The sequence below is a fragment of the Tardiphaga sp. genome, assembly GCF_041424195.1.
GTDB lineage: Bacteria > Pseudomonadota > Alphaproteobacteria > Rhizobiales > Xanthobacteraceae > Tardiphaga.
The window spans coordinates 73,184-87,945 of sequence record NZ_JBGMOE010000038.1 but is presented as its reverse complement, the minus strand read 5'-3'; the positions used below and the strand labels follow the sequence as shown (position 1 = coordinate 87,945).

General features: G+C 60.2%; 16 protein-coding genes and 1 pseudogene. 14 read left to right on the top strand and 3 right to left on the bottom strand.

The genetic code is table 11. The annotated features are described in order from the left end of the window. Positions 1–7: 7 nt before the first annotated feature. Positions 8–847 (top strand): annotated as a pseudogene (locus tag ACEK02_RS05620) (molybdopterin-dependent oxidoreductase). Positions 848–1,265: 418 nt separating this feature from the next. Here ACEK02_RS05620 and ACEK02_RS05615 read toward each other — a convergent pair. Then, the gene (locus tag ACEK02_RS05615; protein WP_371420813.1) at positions 1,266–2,966 is read right to left on the bottom strand and encodes an IlvD/Edd family dehydratase; all 1,701 of its coding nucleotides are present in this window, start codon (positions 2,964–2,966) and stop codon (positions 1,266–1,268) included. Positions 2,967–3,161: 195 nt separating this feature from the next. Between ACEK02_RS05615 and ACEK02_RS05610 the strand changes: the two genes are divergently transcribed. The 9 genes from ACEK02_RS05610 to ACEK02_RS05570 are packed head-to-tail and all read left to right on the top strand — an operon-like array spanning position 3,162 to position 11,093. Then, on the top strand, positions 3,162–4,445 hold the full coding sequence (locus tag ACEK02_RS05610) for an ABC transporter substrate-binding protein (protein ID WP_371420812.1): 1,284 nt from the start codon (positions 3,162–3,164) through the stop codon (positions 4,443–4,445). 9 nt (positions 4,446–4,454) lie between these two features. Beyond that, positions 4,455–5,405, top strand: coding sequence for a carbohydrate ABC transporter permease (locus ACEK02_RS05605; protein ID WP_371420811.1), 951 nt, complete (start codon positions 4,455–4,457; stop codon positions 5,403–5,405). Between the two features lie 11 nt (positions 5,406–5,416). After that, positions 5,417–6,259 (top strand): carbohydrate ABC transporter permease, encoded by an 843-nt coding sequence (locus ACEK02_RS05600; RefSeq protein WP_092149946.1) that lies wholly within the window; start codon positions 5,417–5,419, stop codon positions 6,257–6,259. A gap of 9 nt (positions 6,260–6,268) precedes the next feature. After that, positions 6,269–7,405, top strand: a complete 1,137-nt coding sequence (locus tag ACEK02_RS05595; RefSeq protein ID WP_371420810.1) for an ABC transporter ATP-binding protein — start codon at positions 6,269–6,271, stop codon at positions 7,403–7,405. Then, entirely contained in the window at positions 7,402–8,421 is a 1,020-nt protein-coding gene (locus tag ACEK02_RS05590; protein WP_371420809.1) for a Gfo/Idh/MocA family protein, read from the top strand. The genes ACEK02_RS05595 and ACEK02_RS05590 overlap by 4 nt, the downstream gene beginning before the upstream one ends. After that, a complete protein-coding gene (locus tag ACEK02_RS05585) occupies positions 8,418–9,101 on the top strand; it encodes a GntR family transcriptional regulator (RefSeq protein WP_371420808.1) in 684 nt (227 codons plus the stop codon). The genes ACEK02_RS05590 and ACEK02_RS05585 overlap by 4 nt, the downstream gene beginning before the upstream one ends. A gap of 46 nt (positions 9,102–9,147) precedes the next feature. After that, on the top strand, positions 9,148–9,933 hold the full coding sequence (locus ACEK02_RS05580; RefSeq protein ID WP_371420807.1) for an SDR family oxidoreductase: 786 nt from the start codon (positions 9,148–9,150) through the stop codon (positions 9,931–9,933). Positions 9,934–9,945: 12 nt separating this feature from the next. After that, positions 9,946–10,863 carry a dihydrodipicolinate synthase family protein gene (locus ACEK02_RS05575; RefSeq protein ID WP_371420806.1) on the top strand — a complete coding sequence of 306 codons (918 nt, stop codon included), beginning with the start codon at positions 9,946–9,948 and terminating at the stop codon, positions 10,861–10,863. A 59-nt stretch (positions 10,864–10,922) separates the two neighbouring features. Further along, a complete protein-coding gene (locus ACEK02_RS05570; protein WP_371420805.1) occupies positions 10,923–11,093 on the top strand; it encodes a hypothetical protein in 171 nt (56 codons plus the stop codon). Here the strand turns inward: ACEK02_RS05570 and ACEK02_RS05565 are convergent. Further along, positions 11,074–11,562 (bottom strand): ferritin-like domain-containing protein, encoded by a 489-nt coding sequence (locus ACEK02_RS05565; protein WP_371420804.1) that lies wholly within the window; start codon positions 11,560–11,562, stop codon positions 11,074–11,076. The two genes, ACEK02_RS05570 and ACEK02_RS05565, sit on opposite strands and share 20 nt — an antisense overlap. A gap of 183 nt (positions 11,563–11,745) precedes the next feature. Between ACEK02_RS05565 and ACEK02_RS05560 the strand changes: the two genes are divergently transcribed. Genes ACEK02_RS05560 through ACEK02_RS05545 form a run of 4 tightly spaced genes read left to right on the top strand, consistent with a single transcriptional unit; the run spans position 11,746 to position 13,691 of the window. Next, positions 11,746–12,315, top strand: coding sequence for a phosphatase PAP2 family protein (locus tag ACEK02_RS05560; RefSeq protein WP_371420803.1), 570 nt, complete (start codon positions 11,746–11,748; stop codon positions 12,313–12,315). After that, positions 12,308–12,649 carry a DUF3147 family protein gene (locus ACEK02_RS05555; RefSeq protein ID WP_371420802.1) on the top strand — a complete coding sequence of 114 codons (342 nt, stop codon included), beginning with the start codon at positions 12,308–12,310 and terminating at the stop codon, positions 12,647–12,649. The genes ACEK02_RS05560 and ACEK02_RS05555 overlap by 8 nt, the downstream gene beginning before the upstream one ends. Next, positions 12,646–13,077, top strand: a complete 432-nt coding sequence (locus tag ACEK02_RS05550; protein ID WP_371420801.1) for a hypothetical protein — start codon at positions 12,646–12,648, stop codon at positions 13,075–13,077. Before ACEK02_RS05555 ends, ACEK02_RS05550 begins: the two co-directional genes overlap by 4 nt. 2 nt (positions 13,078–13,079) lie before the next feature. Further along, positions 13,080–13,691, top strand: coding sequence for a cysteine hydrolase family protein (locus ACEK02_RS05545; protein ID WP_371420800.1), 612 nt, complete (start codon positions 13,080–13,082; stop codon positions 13,689–13,691). Positions 13,692–13,863: 172 nt separating this feature from the next. Here the strand turns inward: ACEK02_RS05545 and rpoH are convergent, their stop codons facing one another. Continuing rightward, positions 13,864–14,733, bottom strand: coding sequence for an RNA polymerase sigma factor RpoH (gene rpoH, locus ACEK02_RS05540; RefSeq protein ID WP_371420799.1), 870 nt, complete (start codon positions 14,731–14,733; stop codon positions 13,864–13,866). Positions 14,734–14,762 lie beyond the last annotated feature (29 nt).

Sequence of the window (14,762 nt, the reverse complement as noted above, 5' to 3'; positions counted from 1 at the left end):
CCTGTCGATGGATGATTTGAAGAGTGCATTCGACCAACGGACAATCGTCGCGGTAATGCAATGCGCCGGCAATCGCCGTGCCGATGTGCATCGTCTAAAGCCGGTAACTGGTGATCCTTTGGAACCCGGCGCGATCGGCAATGCGGAATGGACGGGCGTTCGTCTGTTGGACGTGTTGAGGAGAGCACGTGTCGACGAGGCTGCACAGGATCACGTCGCCTTCGCATGTTGTGACGAAGTTGAGATCGAAGGTGAAGGTCGTTTCAAATACGGCGCCTCGATTCCCTTGAGCAACGCCATGGCACCGGAGGTTTTGTTAGCGTTCGCCATGAATGGTGAGCCGTTGGCACCTGAGCATGGCTTTCCGCTGCGCGTCGTCGTGCCGGGATACGCGGGTGTTCGCAGTCCAAAATGGCTGAAGTCGATCACCGTGCAGTCAAAGCCATCCGACAATCATATGCACCAGCGAGATTATAAACTGTTGCCGCCCGATATGACTGAAGACACGGTGGATTGGTCGAAAGGCTTCACGATCAACGCGATGCCACTGAACTCAGCAATATGCGATCCGGCAGCGGGTGCGCAGTTGAAAGCTGGTCGTCAGACAATCCGCGGCTACGCAATTGCGACCAAACGCATGGTGCAACGCGTCGATGTCTCAGGGGATGGCGGTGAGACGTGGGTTCAGGCTGACATCAACGATTCAGGCGCATGGAGTTAGAGCTTCTGGAGCGCCGTCTTCAATCTTGCGCCGGGCGAGAACGAAATCATCGTGCGCGCCTGGGACGCGGCGGGCCAAACCCAGCCGTCTTCCAATAACCATACGTGGAATTTTAAAGGCTACTGAAGTGCCGGGTAGCATCGAGTTCAGGTGACGGTGCGGTAGGACTTCAATCACGGCAGATGATCTGCCATCGCTATAAGCTAAATAGAAAAGTCAGGTAAAAGGAAGGCGAGGGAAACGCACGCGTTAAAACACGTGAAATTATCTCGCTATCTCAATAACATAAGAGTTCGTAGTTTTATTCTGAATGGCGCACCATCGGCTTCGTAAGCCGTTGGCGCCAAAGACAATTCAGTGAAAACAATGGCTTGAGGGCTACCCGGCAATACACACGGGTGATACACGCGCCCCTTGCAACGTCACGTCCTGGACCCCTAGGCCGGGTACTTATAAATCGAGGTTCGCGAGCAAGATCAGCCCATTTCCGCTATGCGGCGCAAAGCGGACTTCGCCTGTCGCTATCGTGGAATAAGATGATCAATCAGTTTTTCTTCGCGATCATGAAATCGAAGTCGCAGCCTTCGTCGGCTTGGGTCACCGTCTGTTGAAACAGGCGGGCGTATCCGCGGTCAGGCAGATTTGCATGAACCGTTGCCTGCGTTGCGCGGCGCCTGTCGAGTTCAGCCTCATCGACAAGCAGATTGATCGACCGGTCACCGACGTCCAGTTCGATTTGATCACCGTTGCGTACTAGCCCGAGCGGACCGCCGACGGCCGATTCCGGCGTGATGTGCAGCACGATTGTGCCGAATGCCGTGCCGCTCATGCGGGCATCTGAAATGCGCACCATGTCCTTCACGCCTTGTCGGCCGAGCTTTTTTGGGATGGGCAGGTAGCCCGCTTCCGGCATGCCGGGAGCGCCTTTGGGGCCGGTGTTCAACAATACCAGAACGTCGTCGGCCGTTACATCGAGATCGGGATCGTCGATCCTCAAGGCCATGTCCTCGACCGAAGTGAATACCACCGCACGCCCGGTATGCTGCAGCAGCCGGGGCGTTGCGGCCGAGCGTTTGATGATCGCACCGCCTGGTGCGAGGTTGCCGTAGAGCACGGCCATGGAGCCTTCGGCCTTGATCGGATTGTCGCGAGAACGGATGACGTCCTGCCCCGGAACGATCTCAGCTTGGGCGGCGATTTCGCCCAGCGTCTTGCCTGCGATGGTCGGTGCATTGCCGTCGATGAGATCGCCAAGTTCGGCGAGCAACTTGGGCACGCCACCAGCGTGATGGAAATGCTCCATGTAGTGAGCGCCTGACGGTTTCAGATCGATCAGCACGGGCGCAATGCGGCCGATCTCGTCGAGCATGTCGAGGTCGTAACCATACGGTGTTCGGTTGGCGATGGCGGTGAGATGAATGATGCCGTTGGTAGAGCCGCCGATCGCCTGCATGACGACGGTGGCGTTACGGAAAGCCGCCGGCGTCAGCAATTCCGAGGGACGTGGTCCGCCGCTGACCGCCATTTCGGCGGCGCGCTTGCCGCTTGCTTCGGCGAGACGGAAACGTTCGGCGTGCGGGGCAGGGATGGTCGCGCTCATCGGCAGCGACAGGCCCAGCACTTCCGTGATGCAGGCCATCGTACTGGCGGTGCCCATCACCATGCAGGTGCCGACGGAGGGCGCGAGGCGTTCGTTGACTATCTCGATTTCCTCGGCGTCGATCTCGCCGGCGCGGTGCGCGCTCCAGAGGCGGCGACAATCCGTACAGGCGCCGAGCACCTCGCCCTTGTGATGACCGACGACCATGGGCCCGACAGGGATCACCACCGTTGGCAGATTGACGGATGCCGCGGCCATAATCTGGGCCGGCAGCGTCTTGTCACAGCCGCCGATGACCACGATGGCGTCCATCGGCTGCGCGCGGATCATCTCCTCGGTGTCCATGGCCATCAGGTTGCGCAGGAACATCGAGGTGGGATGCGCAAAACTTTCGTGGATCGAGATGGTCGGGAACACCATGGGCATCGCGCCGGCCAGCATCACGCCGCGCTTCACCGCCTCGATGATGGCAGGGACGTTACCGTGGCACGGATTGTAGTCGCTGTAGGTGTTGGTGATTCCGACGATCGGGCGCTCCAGCGCATCGTCGGAATAGCCCATGGCCTTGATGAACGCCTTGCGCAGAAATAGCGCAAATCCCGCGTCGCCATAGTTGGTCAACCCTTTGCGAAGCCCTTTGGACATGTCGTTTCCCCTGCGGCCACCAAAGCCGATTTTCTTCGTTACATCGCTGGCGCCGTCCAGATTGTCAATAATCAGAGTGGGAGTTGCCGGTATAAATTGATAATATGGCCATTTTTGATATTTATTATTGACAATGATGCTGGACCTATTCCATGGTCCGGCCCAATAAAAAACAGACATCCGGAGGAGATCACCATGACGGCACGGAGAATTGGGCTGGCTGCGGTTGTCGCGGCGGCCACCATCGCGAGCGCTGCTCCCGCTTTTGCGCAGGCCACGCAGATCACGATGTGGAGCAACTGGCCCGACGAGCCTGCCAAGAAGGATTGGGTCACGACGCGGGTGAAGGACTTCGAGGCTGCGAACAAGCAGTGCTCGGTCAAGCTCAGCTTCATCCCGAAGGCGGATCTCTACACCCAGGCCAAATCGGCGGTGCGGACCGGGCAGGCGCCCGACATTTTCTACATGGAGCCAGATCAGCCGGAATTTCTCGCCGGAGGCTTCCTTGAGCCGCTGGATAGCTATGTCGATCTGGCGCAATACGAGGACTGGTCGAAACCGGCCTGGACATCGAAGGGCAAGGTCTACGGCCTGCCGGTCGAGGCCTACACGGTCGAGCTTTACTACAACAAGGACGCGGTCAAGAAGGTCGGCGTGGATGTGCCGGCGTCCTTCCAGCTAACGCAGGAGCAGTTCACCGATCTGGTGAAGAAGGGTGTTGCCTCCGGCATCACCCCGGTGTCGCAGGGCGTCGGCGATCGTCCGTTCCCGGGTGGCTTGCTTCTTTTCGAGTCGCTGCTGCGCAAGCTCGGTACCGAGGACTATGGCAAGCTGCTCAATGGCGGGCTGTCGTTCAAGGATCCGCGCGTCGTTGAAGTCATGACGTGGATGAAGGGGCTGGTCGATGCCGGTGCCTATCCGAAGAGTTTTTCCACGCTGAAGCTCGGTGAGTCCCACTTCTATTTCTATAACACGCCGGGCGCGCTGACCTTCCCGGATCCAAGTTGGTTCACCGGTCGCGCCTTTGCGCCACCGGAAGGTGGTGGCATGCCGGCCAATTTCCCGCTCGGCATCATGCAGTTTCCGGCAATGGACAAGGGCGTTTGTCCGGACTGCAAGACGCTCGCCGTCGCCGGCAGCTTCGTGATGTATTCGAAGAGCAAGAACAAGGATTGCGCCGGCGCGCTGATGAAATCCATCGCCACCGTCGAGAACGGCACCAAGTGGATGGAGCAGGTATCGCTGCAGACCGGCCTGAAATCCGACCCGGCCAAGATCAACAGCCCGCGCAAGGACTACTTTGCGGAGCTCAACGCACGCAACAAGAACGTCAAATACTTCTTCGGCACGCCGCTGCTGTATTACCGCGCCAGGTGTGCAGAGACCTACACCCAGGTGATGAACAATGCTTTTCCGGCTGGCCTCCTGAGCGTTCAGGAAGCCGCGGAGAAGATGGACAGCGCCTGCTTCAAGAGCTGAGTAGTAACAATGACATCGATCAGTGTTCCATCCGTTGCCGAGGAGGGGGCTCAGCACGCAGCCCCCTCGCTGGCCGATCCGCGCCGGGCAAGCTGGTGGGTGCTGACCGTCTTTCTGGCGCCGGCCTTGGCGGTGTATGTCGGACTGACCGCCTATCCGGCGTTTCGAACCTTCTACGACAGCTTCTTCACCATCGAAGGTCTCGATGCGACCTTTGTCGGCCTGGATAACTATCGCGCGCTGATGTCCGACGAGACATTCTGGGTGTCGGTGCGGAACACGTTCATCTGGTCGTTCATTGCGCCCGTGCTCGACGTCGTGACAGGCCTGCTGCTCGCACTGGCGCTGTATGCAGGTGTGCCTGCTGCGCGCTTCCTGCGGGTCGCGTGGTTCACTCCGGTCCTTCTGTCTTACGTCGTCGTCGCTATCCTGTGGATGTGGATATTCAACTACGATTGGGGAATCCTCAATGCGACGCTGCGCGCCGTCGGACTTGAGGCATTGGCGTCGTCCTGGCTTGGTGATCCGAATTTGGCGCTTGGCGCGCTCATCGTGACCCATGCCTGGAAATGGGCCGGCTTCAACATGGTGGTTTGTCTCGCTGCGATCCATTCGCTTCCGCGCGAGGTGCTGGAAGCGTCCGAACTCGACAATTGCGGCTGGGGCGCCAAGCTGCGCTACGTCATCGTGCCGATGCTGCGGCCGACCTTGCTGAACCTCTATATCCTCGCCTTCATCGGCAAGATGAAGATCTTCGACCTGGTCTGGATCATGACCCAGGGCGGCCCGCTATGGGCGACCGAAACCGTATCCACCTACGTCTACAAGCGCGCTTTCAACTGGAACACCTTTGATCTCGGCTACCCCTCGGCCATCGCGTCGGTGTGGTTCGTGGTGGTCTGCGCCGCTGTCATCATCCTCAATCGCCTTCTGGCGACTCGTGAACGTCTGGAGTACTGATCGTGGCTGCCATGCTTGCGGAGCGCGCGCCATTGCCGCGCTTCTTCAGCCGCGGAGCGCTTGCTCTCGTGCTGGGTCTCTACACCATCTACACGCTGGGGCCGTTCCTATGGCTGGCAACGATGTCGGTACGGACCACCGCCGAAATCAGCGCCGATCATTATGCGTGGCCGAAAGTATTCCATTGGGAGCAGTTCCGGATCGCCTGGGTTGATTCTGATTTTGCGACCTATTTCTGGAATTCGACGATCGTGGTGGTGGGCGCTGTCGCCGTGGTGACTCTGCTCGGCGCGGCAGCGGCGCATGCGCTCGCGCGCTATCGTTTCCGCGGCAACCGGCTGGTCTACGGAATTCTGTTCTCGTCGATCATTTTCCCGCCGCAGATCACCCTGATCTCGCTGTACCAGATCCTGGTCGACTACAATCTCTACAACAGCCTGCTCGGACTGACGCTGGTCTATGTGTCGCTGCAGCTGCCGCTGACCGTCTACCTTCTGGAAGGGTTCTTTGCGCGCATTCCGCAGGATCTGTTCGACGCCGCCAAGATCGACGGCTATGGCGATCTCGAAATTTTCCGACGCATCGTGCTGCCCATCGGCATGCCGGCGATTGCCACCACGCTGATCCTGAACTTCATCCAGCTCTGGAACGAGTTTCTGTTCGCCGTCGTGCTGATCACCGATCCCGACAAGCGCACGCTGCCGGTCGGCATTCGCGCCTTCATGGGCGATCATTTCCAGGACATCGGCATGATCGCCACCGGCGTCATGATCTCCGTCATTCCGGTGATCATCGTGTACATTTTCTTCTCCGAGAAACTCATTCGCGGCATGACTGCCGGCGCAATCAAGTAAGAGGCAGCCATGGCCGTTGTTACCCTCGACAAACTCTCCAAACAATATGGGCCGACCGGCCCGGTGGTAGTCGACAAGGTCGATCTTCATATCGGCGACGGCGAATTCATGGTTTTGCTCGGGCCCTCAGGCTGCGGCAAGTCGACGACACTGCGCATGATCGCGGGCCTGGAAGAGATCAGCTCCGGCAAGCTCTCGATCGGCGATCGCGTGGTCAATCAGGTGCCTGCCAAGGATCGCGACATCGCGATGGTATTCCAGTCCTATGCGCTCTATCCGCATATGAGCGTTGCAGACAATCTCGCTTTCGGATTGCGTCGGCGCAATTTCGCCGCTGCCGAGATTGAGCGCCGGGTGCAGGATGCGGCAAATATCCTCGGTCTGACGCCGCTGCTGACGCGCAAGCCCAGCGCGCTGTCTGGCGGTCAGCGCCAGCGCGTGGCACTCGGGCGCGCCATGGTGCGCGAACCAATGGTGTTCCTGTTTGACGAACCGCTGTCGAATCTCGACGCCGCGCTACGCGTCAATACCCGTAGCGAGATCATCAAGCAGCACAAGCGCCTGGGATCGACGATGATCTATGTGACCCACGACCAGGTCGAAGCCATGACCATGGGAACGCGGATTTGCGTCATGAATGCCGGTCGCGTCGCCCAGATCGGCGCGCCGCTCGACGTCTATTGGGAGCCGGCGGACACATTCGTCGCGCGGTTCCTGGGATCGCCGCCGATGAATCTGGCGACGGCCGCCGTTGTTGCCGTGGATGACAGTCATGTGGCGCGCAGCCCGAGCGTCGAGACCGCGCTCACGCGCTGGTCGCCTCAGGTGTTGGGCAATCTGGCGGACCAGAAGGTAACCATCGGCGTGCGGGCCGAGGATTTGCATATCAACAAGGCGGCGCTCGGCGGCGAGCCTGCGGGCCATGTGCGCGGGCGCACGATCGCGGTGGAGCCGCTGGGCGCGGAAACCTTGCTGTTGGTCGAAATCGAATCCGGCGTGGAGTGGACGGCGCGATTGCCGCGTCATGTGCCTGTCGCCATCGACGAGACCGTCGATCTGTATTTCCCGGCCAATGCGGTCTTCGTGTTCGACGCAATGACGGGCCGGGCCATCATCGGCGAGAAGCGTCGGGATATCAGGCAATGAGCAAGCCGTTGCGGATCGGATTGATTGGAGCGGGGTGGGTCACGCAATATCATCTGCAGGCCTGGCAGAAGCTCGCGGGACGTGCTGCGGTCGTCGCGATCGCCGATCCCTCGTCGGAGAATGCTACAGTGCGCGCCCGGCAATTCAACATCGGGCAATGCTTTTCGCGCGCGGAAGACATGCTGGCGGAGTGTGAACTCGATGCGGTCGATATCGCTGCGCCGCGAGCTTTCCATGCACCTTTGGTGCGCCTCGTCGCCGATCGTGGTCTGCCGGTGCTCTGCCAGAAGCCGCTCGCCCCGACACTCGCAGAAGCCGAGGCCCTGGCTCGTGACGTAGACGGCCGCATCCGGTTGATGGTGCATGAGAACTGGCGCTTTCGTGCGTATTATCGCGATGCTGCATCCTGGATCAGGGACGGCCGTATCGGCGCAGTGACGGCTGCGCGCCTGACGCTGCTGACATCGGGCACGATTCCCGATGCGAACGGCCAATATCCCGCGATCGAGCGCCAGCCGTTCATGCGCGGCGAGTCCCGCATGTTGGTAGCTGAAGTGCTCATCCACCATCTCGATACTTTGCGCATGCTGCTGGGCCCGCTGGATGTGACCGCCGCGGCGCTGACCCAAACATGTCCGGATATTGCGGGTGAAGACGGTGCCGTGATCCAGATGCGATCCCGCGGCGGCGCCGGTGTGTCGTTGTTCGCGAGCTTTGCAGCTTATGGCGCGCCGATATCGCAGGCCGATCAACTCGAAATCCTTGGCACGACGGGTATGATCCGGCTCGATGGCACGCAGTTGAAGCTGACAGGCGCACAAAGCGAGATCCGCGCCTACGATCTCGCTGCGGGCTATCAGGGGTCCTATGACGCAACCATCGCGCATTTTATTGATGCGCTGCAAAGCGGCGCGCCGTTCGAGACCTCTCCCGCGGATAATCTGCAAACCCTGCGCCTTGTCGAGGATTGCTACCGGCTGTCAGGGCGCGAAGCATCTGGAGGTAATGCCAGATGACCGTCACCAAAATAGCGTCGCGCGCCGATGAACAGGCCGAGATCATCCGGCGTGTCGAAGAGGATATCATCTTCGGCCGATTGCCGCCGGGCGCGCGGCTGATCGAAGACAATCTGATGGAACGCTATGGCGCCTCGCGGCACTTCGTGCGTCAGGCACTGGTGCATCTCGAGCATACCGGCATCGTCCAGCGGGAGAAGAATGTCGGCGCGACGGTGCGTTCCTATTCGGCGGCCGAGGTGAAGCAGATCTACGAGGTGCGCGAGATGCTCACGCGCCAGGCCGCACTGATGATCCCGTTGCCGGCCAAGGCGTCGTTGATCGTCGAACTCGAAGCCATTCAGGCAGAATATGTGCGGCATGCAGAGCGCGGCGATCTGCGCGGCATTCACGACACCAACGACGCGTTTCACATCGCTCTGTTTGCGGCATGCGGAAACCCGTATCTGGTGCAATCGTTGCAGGATTACATGGGCCTGACACTGCCCATGCGTGCCAAGAACCTTGCCGATCACGACGGGCTGCAGGTGTCGATCCAGCAGCATTATATGATGATTTCACTGCTGCGTGGCAACGACAATTGGGCGCTGTCGCAGCTCTGCGTCGAGCACATGCACTCCAGCAAGGCCGATTACCTGCAACGCGTGGCCGAGCGCGACCCAAATCGAGGTCCGGACTGACAGGCCAACACGCATATCGATTTCGCATCTCGACAAAGGACAGGACATGGATCTCGGACTTCAAGGCAAGGTCGCGCTGGTGCTTGGCGCCGGCGGCGGCCTTGGAAGCGCTATCGCGAAGACGCTGGCGAATGAAGGTGCGCGTGTCGCGCTCGCCGACATCGACGCGACCGCGCTTGATCGTGTCGTCGCGGAGATCAAGCAGGGTGGAGGCGACGCGATGGCCGTCGCTTTCGATCTGGCCGATCGTGCCGCGATGGATGCGCGCGTCAGTGCCATCGAGACGGCGTTCGGCCCGGTCGACATTCTTGTCAACAATACCGGTGGGCCGCCGCCGACGCCTGCTGCCGGGCAGGACCCGGCACTGTGGAGCAGGAGCTTCGAGCAGATGGTGCTGTCGGTGATCACGCTGACCGATCGCGTCCTGCCCGGCATGCGCGCCCGCAAATGGGGGCGTATCGTGACATCGACATCGTCCGGCGTGGTGTCGCCGATTCCCAATCTCGGCATTTCGAATGCACTGCGGCTGTCGCTCGTGGGCTGGTCGAAGACGCTGGCCCGCGAAGTCGGACGTGACGGCATCACAGCCAATATCGTGCTTCCAGGCCGGGTTGCCACCAGTCGCATCCGTTTCCTGGACGAGCAGAAGGCAAAGCGTGAAGGCCGCTCCGTCGAGGACGTGTCTGCGGAGAGCACCGCCAGCATTCCTGCCGGCCGTTATGGCGAGCCACAAGAATATGCTGATGTGGTCACCTTTCTCGCCAGCACCCGCGCATCCTACGTCAACGGCTCGGTCATCCGCGTCGATGGCGGTCTCATTACCAGCATCTGAAAGATCAAAATCATGGCTCTCGACGCAACCGCCTCTGGCGTATTCCCAATCGCCCCCACGCCGTTTCATCCCGATGGTCGTCTTGATGAGGCCTCGCTTGGCACGTTGATCGACGGATACCTCAAGGCTGGTTCCACCGGCGTCACGGTGCTCGGCATCATGGGTGAGGCGCCGAAGCTCGAACCCGAGGAATCGATCGCGATCGCCAAGCATTTCGTGAAGGGCTTCGGCAAACTGCCGGTGATCGTCGGCGTTTCGGCGCCGGGTTTCGCAGCGATGCGCGCGCTGTCGCGGACCGTGATGGAGAACGGCGCGGCGGGTGTGATGATTGCTCCCGTGCCGAGCCTGCGCACCGACGATCAGATCACGGGCTATTATCGTCAGGCTATTGAGGCAATCGGCGCCGACATTCCGTTCGTGATCCAGGACTATCCCTTGACACTGTCGGTACAGATGACGCCGAAAGTCATCCGCCAGATCGTGCAGGAGAACCCGTCCTGCGTCATGCTCAAGCATGAAGACTGGCCGGGACTTGAAAAGATATCGACGCTGCGTGCGTTCCAGGCTGAAGGGTCGTTGCGGCCGATCTCGATTCTGACCGGGAATGGTGGACTGTTCCTCGACTTTGAAATGGAGCGCGGCGCAGACGGCGCGATGACCGGCTACGCGTTCCCGGATATGCTAGTCGAGCTGGTCAAGCTGCAGAAGGCCGGCAAGCGCGACGAGGCGCATGATCTCTTCGATGCGCACTTGCCGCTCTTGCGATATGAACAGCAGCAGGGCGTTGGCCTCGCCGTGCGGAAATATGTGATGATGAAGCGCGGGTTTCTGGCGTCGGACGCTCAACGCAAGCCGGGCTCCGCACTTTCTGCAAAGGCGCGCGAAGAGATCGATTACATGCTGCATCGTTTGCAGCGCGCGGTAACGTAAGCGCCCACGAGCGAACCTCAGCTCTTGGCGCACCCTGGTTCGCCACGCGACGCGCGCCGGTGATCCTCGGCTCGCTCGGCGGCATCGGCCTGGTTATCGGCCCCATCGGTCTGCTGTGGCTCAACATGCGCCGCGATGCGCTGCGTGCCGACGTGAAGCGGAACGCAAACGCAATGGCGGGGCGGATCGTTATCGGGCAACTCGGTCCGATCAGGCCGCCTTGGCGTTAACGGCGGTCAGGGCCAGCTTTGAGAGCGCGTCGTCGGTCTTTTTTTCTTCCGCGAGGGTCTGATCAAGCAACTTCACAGCGTCCTTAAGACCGAGCGTGTTTGCCCAAGTTCGCAGAGTGCCATAGCGGGAGATTTCATAGTGCTCCACAGCCTGGGCTGCTGCCAGAAGGCCAGGATCAAGCCCCGCAGTGTCAGCATATTCCTCCATGATCTCCTTGCCTTCATCGAGGATACCCTCGATCGCATCGCATTTCTTACCCCGGGCAGCCTTGCCAAGGTGTTCGAAGATCTGTTCCAAGCGCTCGATTTGCACTTCGGTCTCCGCCTCATGCTTCTCGAACGCGGCGCGAAGCTGGTCGGAGTTCGCGGCCTTGGCCATTTTGGGCAGCGCTTTGTAGATCTGCTTTTCCGCGTAATAGATATCCTTGAGGGTATCGAGGAAAAGATCGTTGAGGTTTTTCTCGGACATCTCGTTCTCCATTGGTTGGTACGGCCGTCTAAAAACACGAGGCGGGGATACTGGTTCCCATGGTCCGCAACGTTCGAATTTTTGCGTGGTTCAAGACACGTTGTTAGCCCCGACGGGAACCAGGCTGGAGAGCCGTAGTTGGAAAGGCCTGTTATCCAATCGTCATTTTAAGGGAGGTGCGCCATGCGGCCGGTCACGGTTACGCCCGCGACCTATGATCGCGAGATCGCGTCAGCGGTAGCGCAGCACACAAATTCCGCCTTCGAGCAGGCAGCACAGGCTCTGACCTGGGGGGCGGACGAACATGTCCTCATCGCAGCCGCCGTGGCCTTTTGGCTCCTCTCGCGAAGAGGCAGCGAGCAGACACGAACTGCCGGCACGCATCTTTTGGCGACATCGGTTGTCACCGGCATATTGCCCCACGCCCTGAAACACGTCTTCAATCAGCGTCGGCCGGACCGGCTAACGGCGATCGGCCATTTGCATGGCGTCCCGATATCAGGCCGCCCAAACGATGCGTTTCCGTCGGGGCACGCGGTTCATGTGGGCGCTCTGGCGGGCGCGGCGTCGGCGTTCCCCACGCCGTATCGGCAGCTTACCTGGAGCGCCGCCATTGGACTTTCGATGACGAGAATCGTCGTACTCGCGCACTGGAGTAGCGATGTTGTCGCGGGTTTCGTCGGAGGCCTCCTGGTCGAGCGACTCGTCAGGCGTTGGACCGGTTATGGTACGGGTCGTGGGTCTCATGACTGAGAGTGTCATCCGCTTCATTGCGGGCGGCGCCGTCGTCTCGGTCTTCGCACTGATTGGCGACATCTTGCGGCCCAAGTCTTTTGCGGGACTTTTCGGGGCCGCGCCTTCGGTTGCGTTGGTGTCATTGGCGCTCGCGACTTCGATCCACGGATCAGATTCCGTATCCATCCATGCCGGGTCGATGCTCAGCGGTGCAGCTGCGCTGCTCGCCTTCAGCTTCGTGACCTGTCATCTCCTTAAACGCACGCGATTATCCGCCGCGTTGGCCACTCTCCTCGCGTTGCCTGTCTGGCTTGCGGTCGCTTTCGGCCTCTATGCGGCGGTGAACCCATGATCGTGAGGGTGTCATTCTCGTCGCTGGGCGATAGTCGCTGGTACGAATATGTCGTGCGATTTCTGCTTGGCGGAGCGGCGACAGTCATGACCGGTCTCGTCGGGCAATTATGGGGCCCAGCCGTCGGTGGTCTTTTCCTGGCCTTTCCTGCCATGCTGTGCGCGAGCGCGACGCTTGTCGAGACGCACGAACGGCGGCGAAAAAAGGAAGCCGGCTTGACGGGTGATCGGCGCGGTGCGGACGCCGCCGCACTCGATGCCGTCGGAGCGGCACTGGGCAGTGTCGGGCTGATGGCATTCGCTGCAGTGGTCCTTCGCACCGACGCGTCGGCGCCGTGGACCAGTCTGGCCCTGGCATCCCTTGCCTGGGCGTTGGCGGCCGGCTGTTGCTGGTGGATCTACAAGCGATTGCGCAAGGCTCGGAGCTAAACATGGGAGAACTGCGTTCGGACATCGACGGAAATCGCACGGTCCATCTGTGTCTGGACATGCAGCGCCTGTTCGGGCCGGATGGGCCATGGCCGACGCCGTGGCTGGAGCGCGTCATGCCGGCGGTGGTCAGTCTTGTCGAGCGCGCACCCTCCCGGACCGTTTTTACCCGGTTCATTCCGCCGGTATCACCGGACGAGGCGGACGGGATGTGGCGAAGCTATTTCCGCAAATGGCGTTTGGTCACGCGCGAGGTCGTGGATCCGCAGCTTCTCGAACTCATGGAGCCTTTGCAGCGCCACGTTCCGCCCGCGGTCGTTCTCGACAAGGCGGCCTATTCAGCGTTCTCAAACCCGGGCATCCATGGTTTTCTAAGGGAGCGCCGCATCGACACCCTGATCATTACAGGGGCGGAGACCGACGTATGCGTTCTTTCAACTATCCTCAGCGCCGTCGATCTGGGCTATCGCATCATCGTTGCAAAAGATGGACTTTGCAGTTCGGCGGACGCGACGCATGACGCGCTACTGGGGCTCTACGCCAAACGGTTCGACCTGCAGATAGAGCTGGCGGAGTGCGGCGAAATACTCGCTTGCTGGTCTCTGTCCTCCTAGTTCTGGCAGAGCCTGGCTCGGCCATCCTGCGATGCAGGCCGGTCAGAATCCTGCCGGAAGCAAGTTCCTGCATGGAGAATGGCCTTGTCTTTCGTCATTTGACCAATCAGCCCCGTGATTGCGTCGCGGGCAAGCTAATCAACGACCATCACGACCATCCGCCAGGGGACTCTCATGGCGCGGTTAGGTCCGCTGCATATGCTCGGGCCTTTTCGAGCGCTCTGACTTCCACCTGACGTACCCGCTCCCGCGAAATCTTGAACTCTGCAGCCAGCTCGTCAAGTGTAAGCGGAGTGTCCGATAGCCATCGTGCTTCGATGATGCGCCGCTCGCGGACGTTCAATTGAGCGAGCGCTTGCGCAAGCACCTGTCGCTTCCAGTTTAGCTCGCTGCGTTCCGCGACTTCTTCTTCAAAATTCGACGCAGGATCGGCCAAGCGCTCCAGCCATTCAGCTCCCTCTTCGTCATTCTCTCTTGCAGTTGCGTTGAGCGACATGTCCCCGAGGAACCGCCGGTTCATATCGATCACCTCGCTCTCGGGAACGTTCAAGCGATGCGCGATCATTGCGACATGGTCGGGCCGCATATCGGCTTCCTCGAGAGCTGCAATCTTGCTCTTCAAGCGACGCAAGTTGAAGAACAGCCGCTTTTGGGTCGAAGTAGCGCTGATGTGGACGATCGACCAGGACCTCAGAATGTAATCCTGGATCGTTGCCTTGATCCACCAGGTTGCGTAGGTCGCAAGCTTGAACCCTTTGGCCGGATCAAATCGTTTCACGGCTTGCATCAGGCCGATGTTGCCTTCCGAAATGACGTCGGCGATAGGCAGCCCATAGCCGCGATAGCGCATCGCCAACTTCGCGACCAACCGGAGATGGCTGGTCACAAGATGATAGGCGGCGTCCGTGTCGCCGTCTTCGCGTAACCGCTTGGCGTAGGCGAGCTCCTCTTCAGGTTTGAGGAGCGGAAATTGCTTGATAGCGGTGAGATAATTTGTGAGGCCTTCTCCGCCGGCCAAGGCCGGAAGTGCGAAATGGGTCATCCCTGTCTCCTGACGATTTCGCGAGTGAT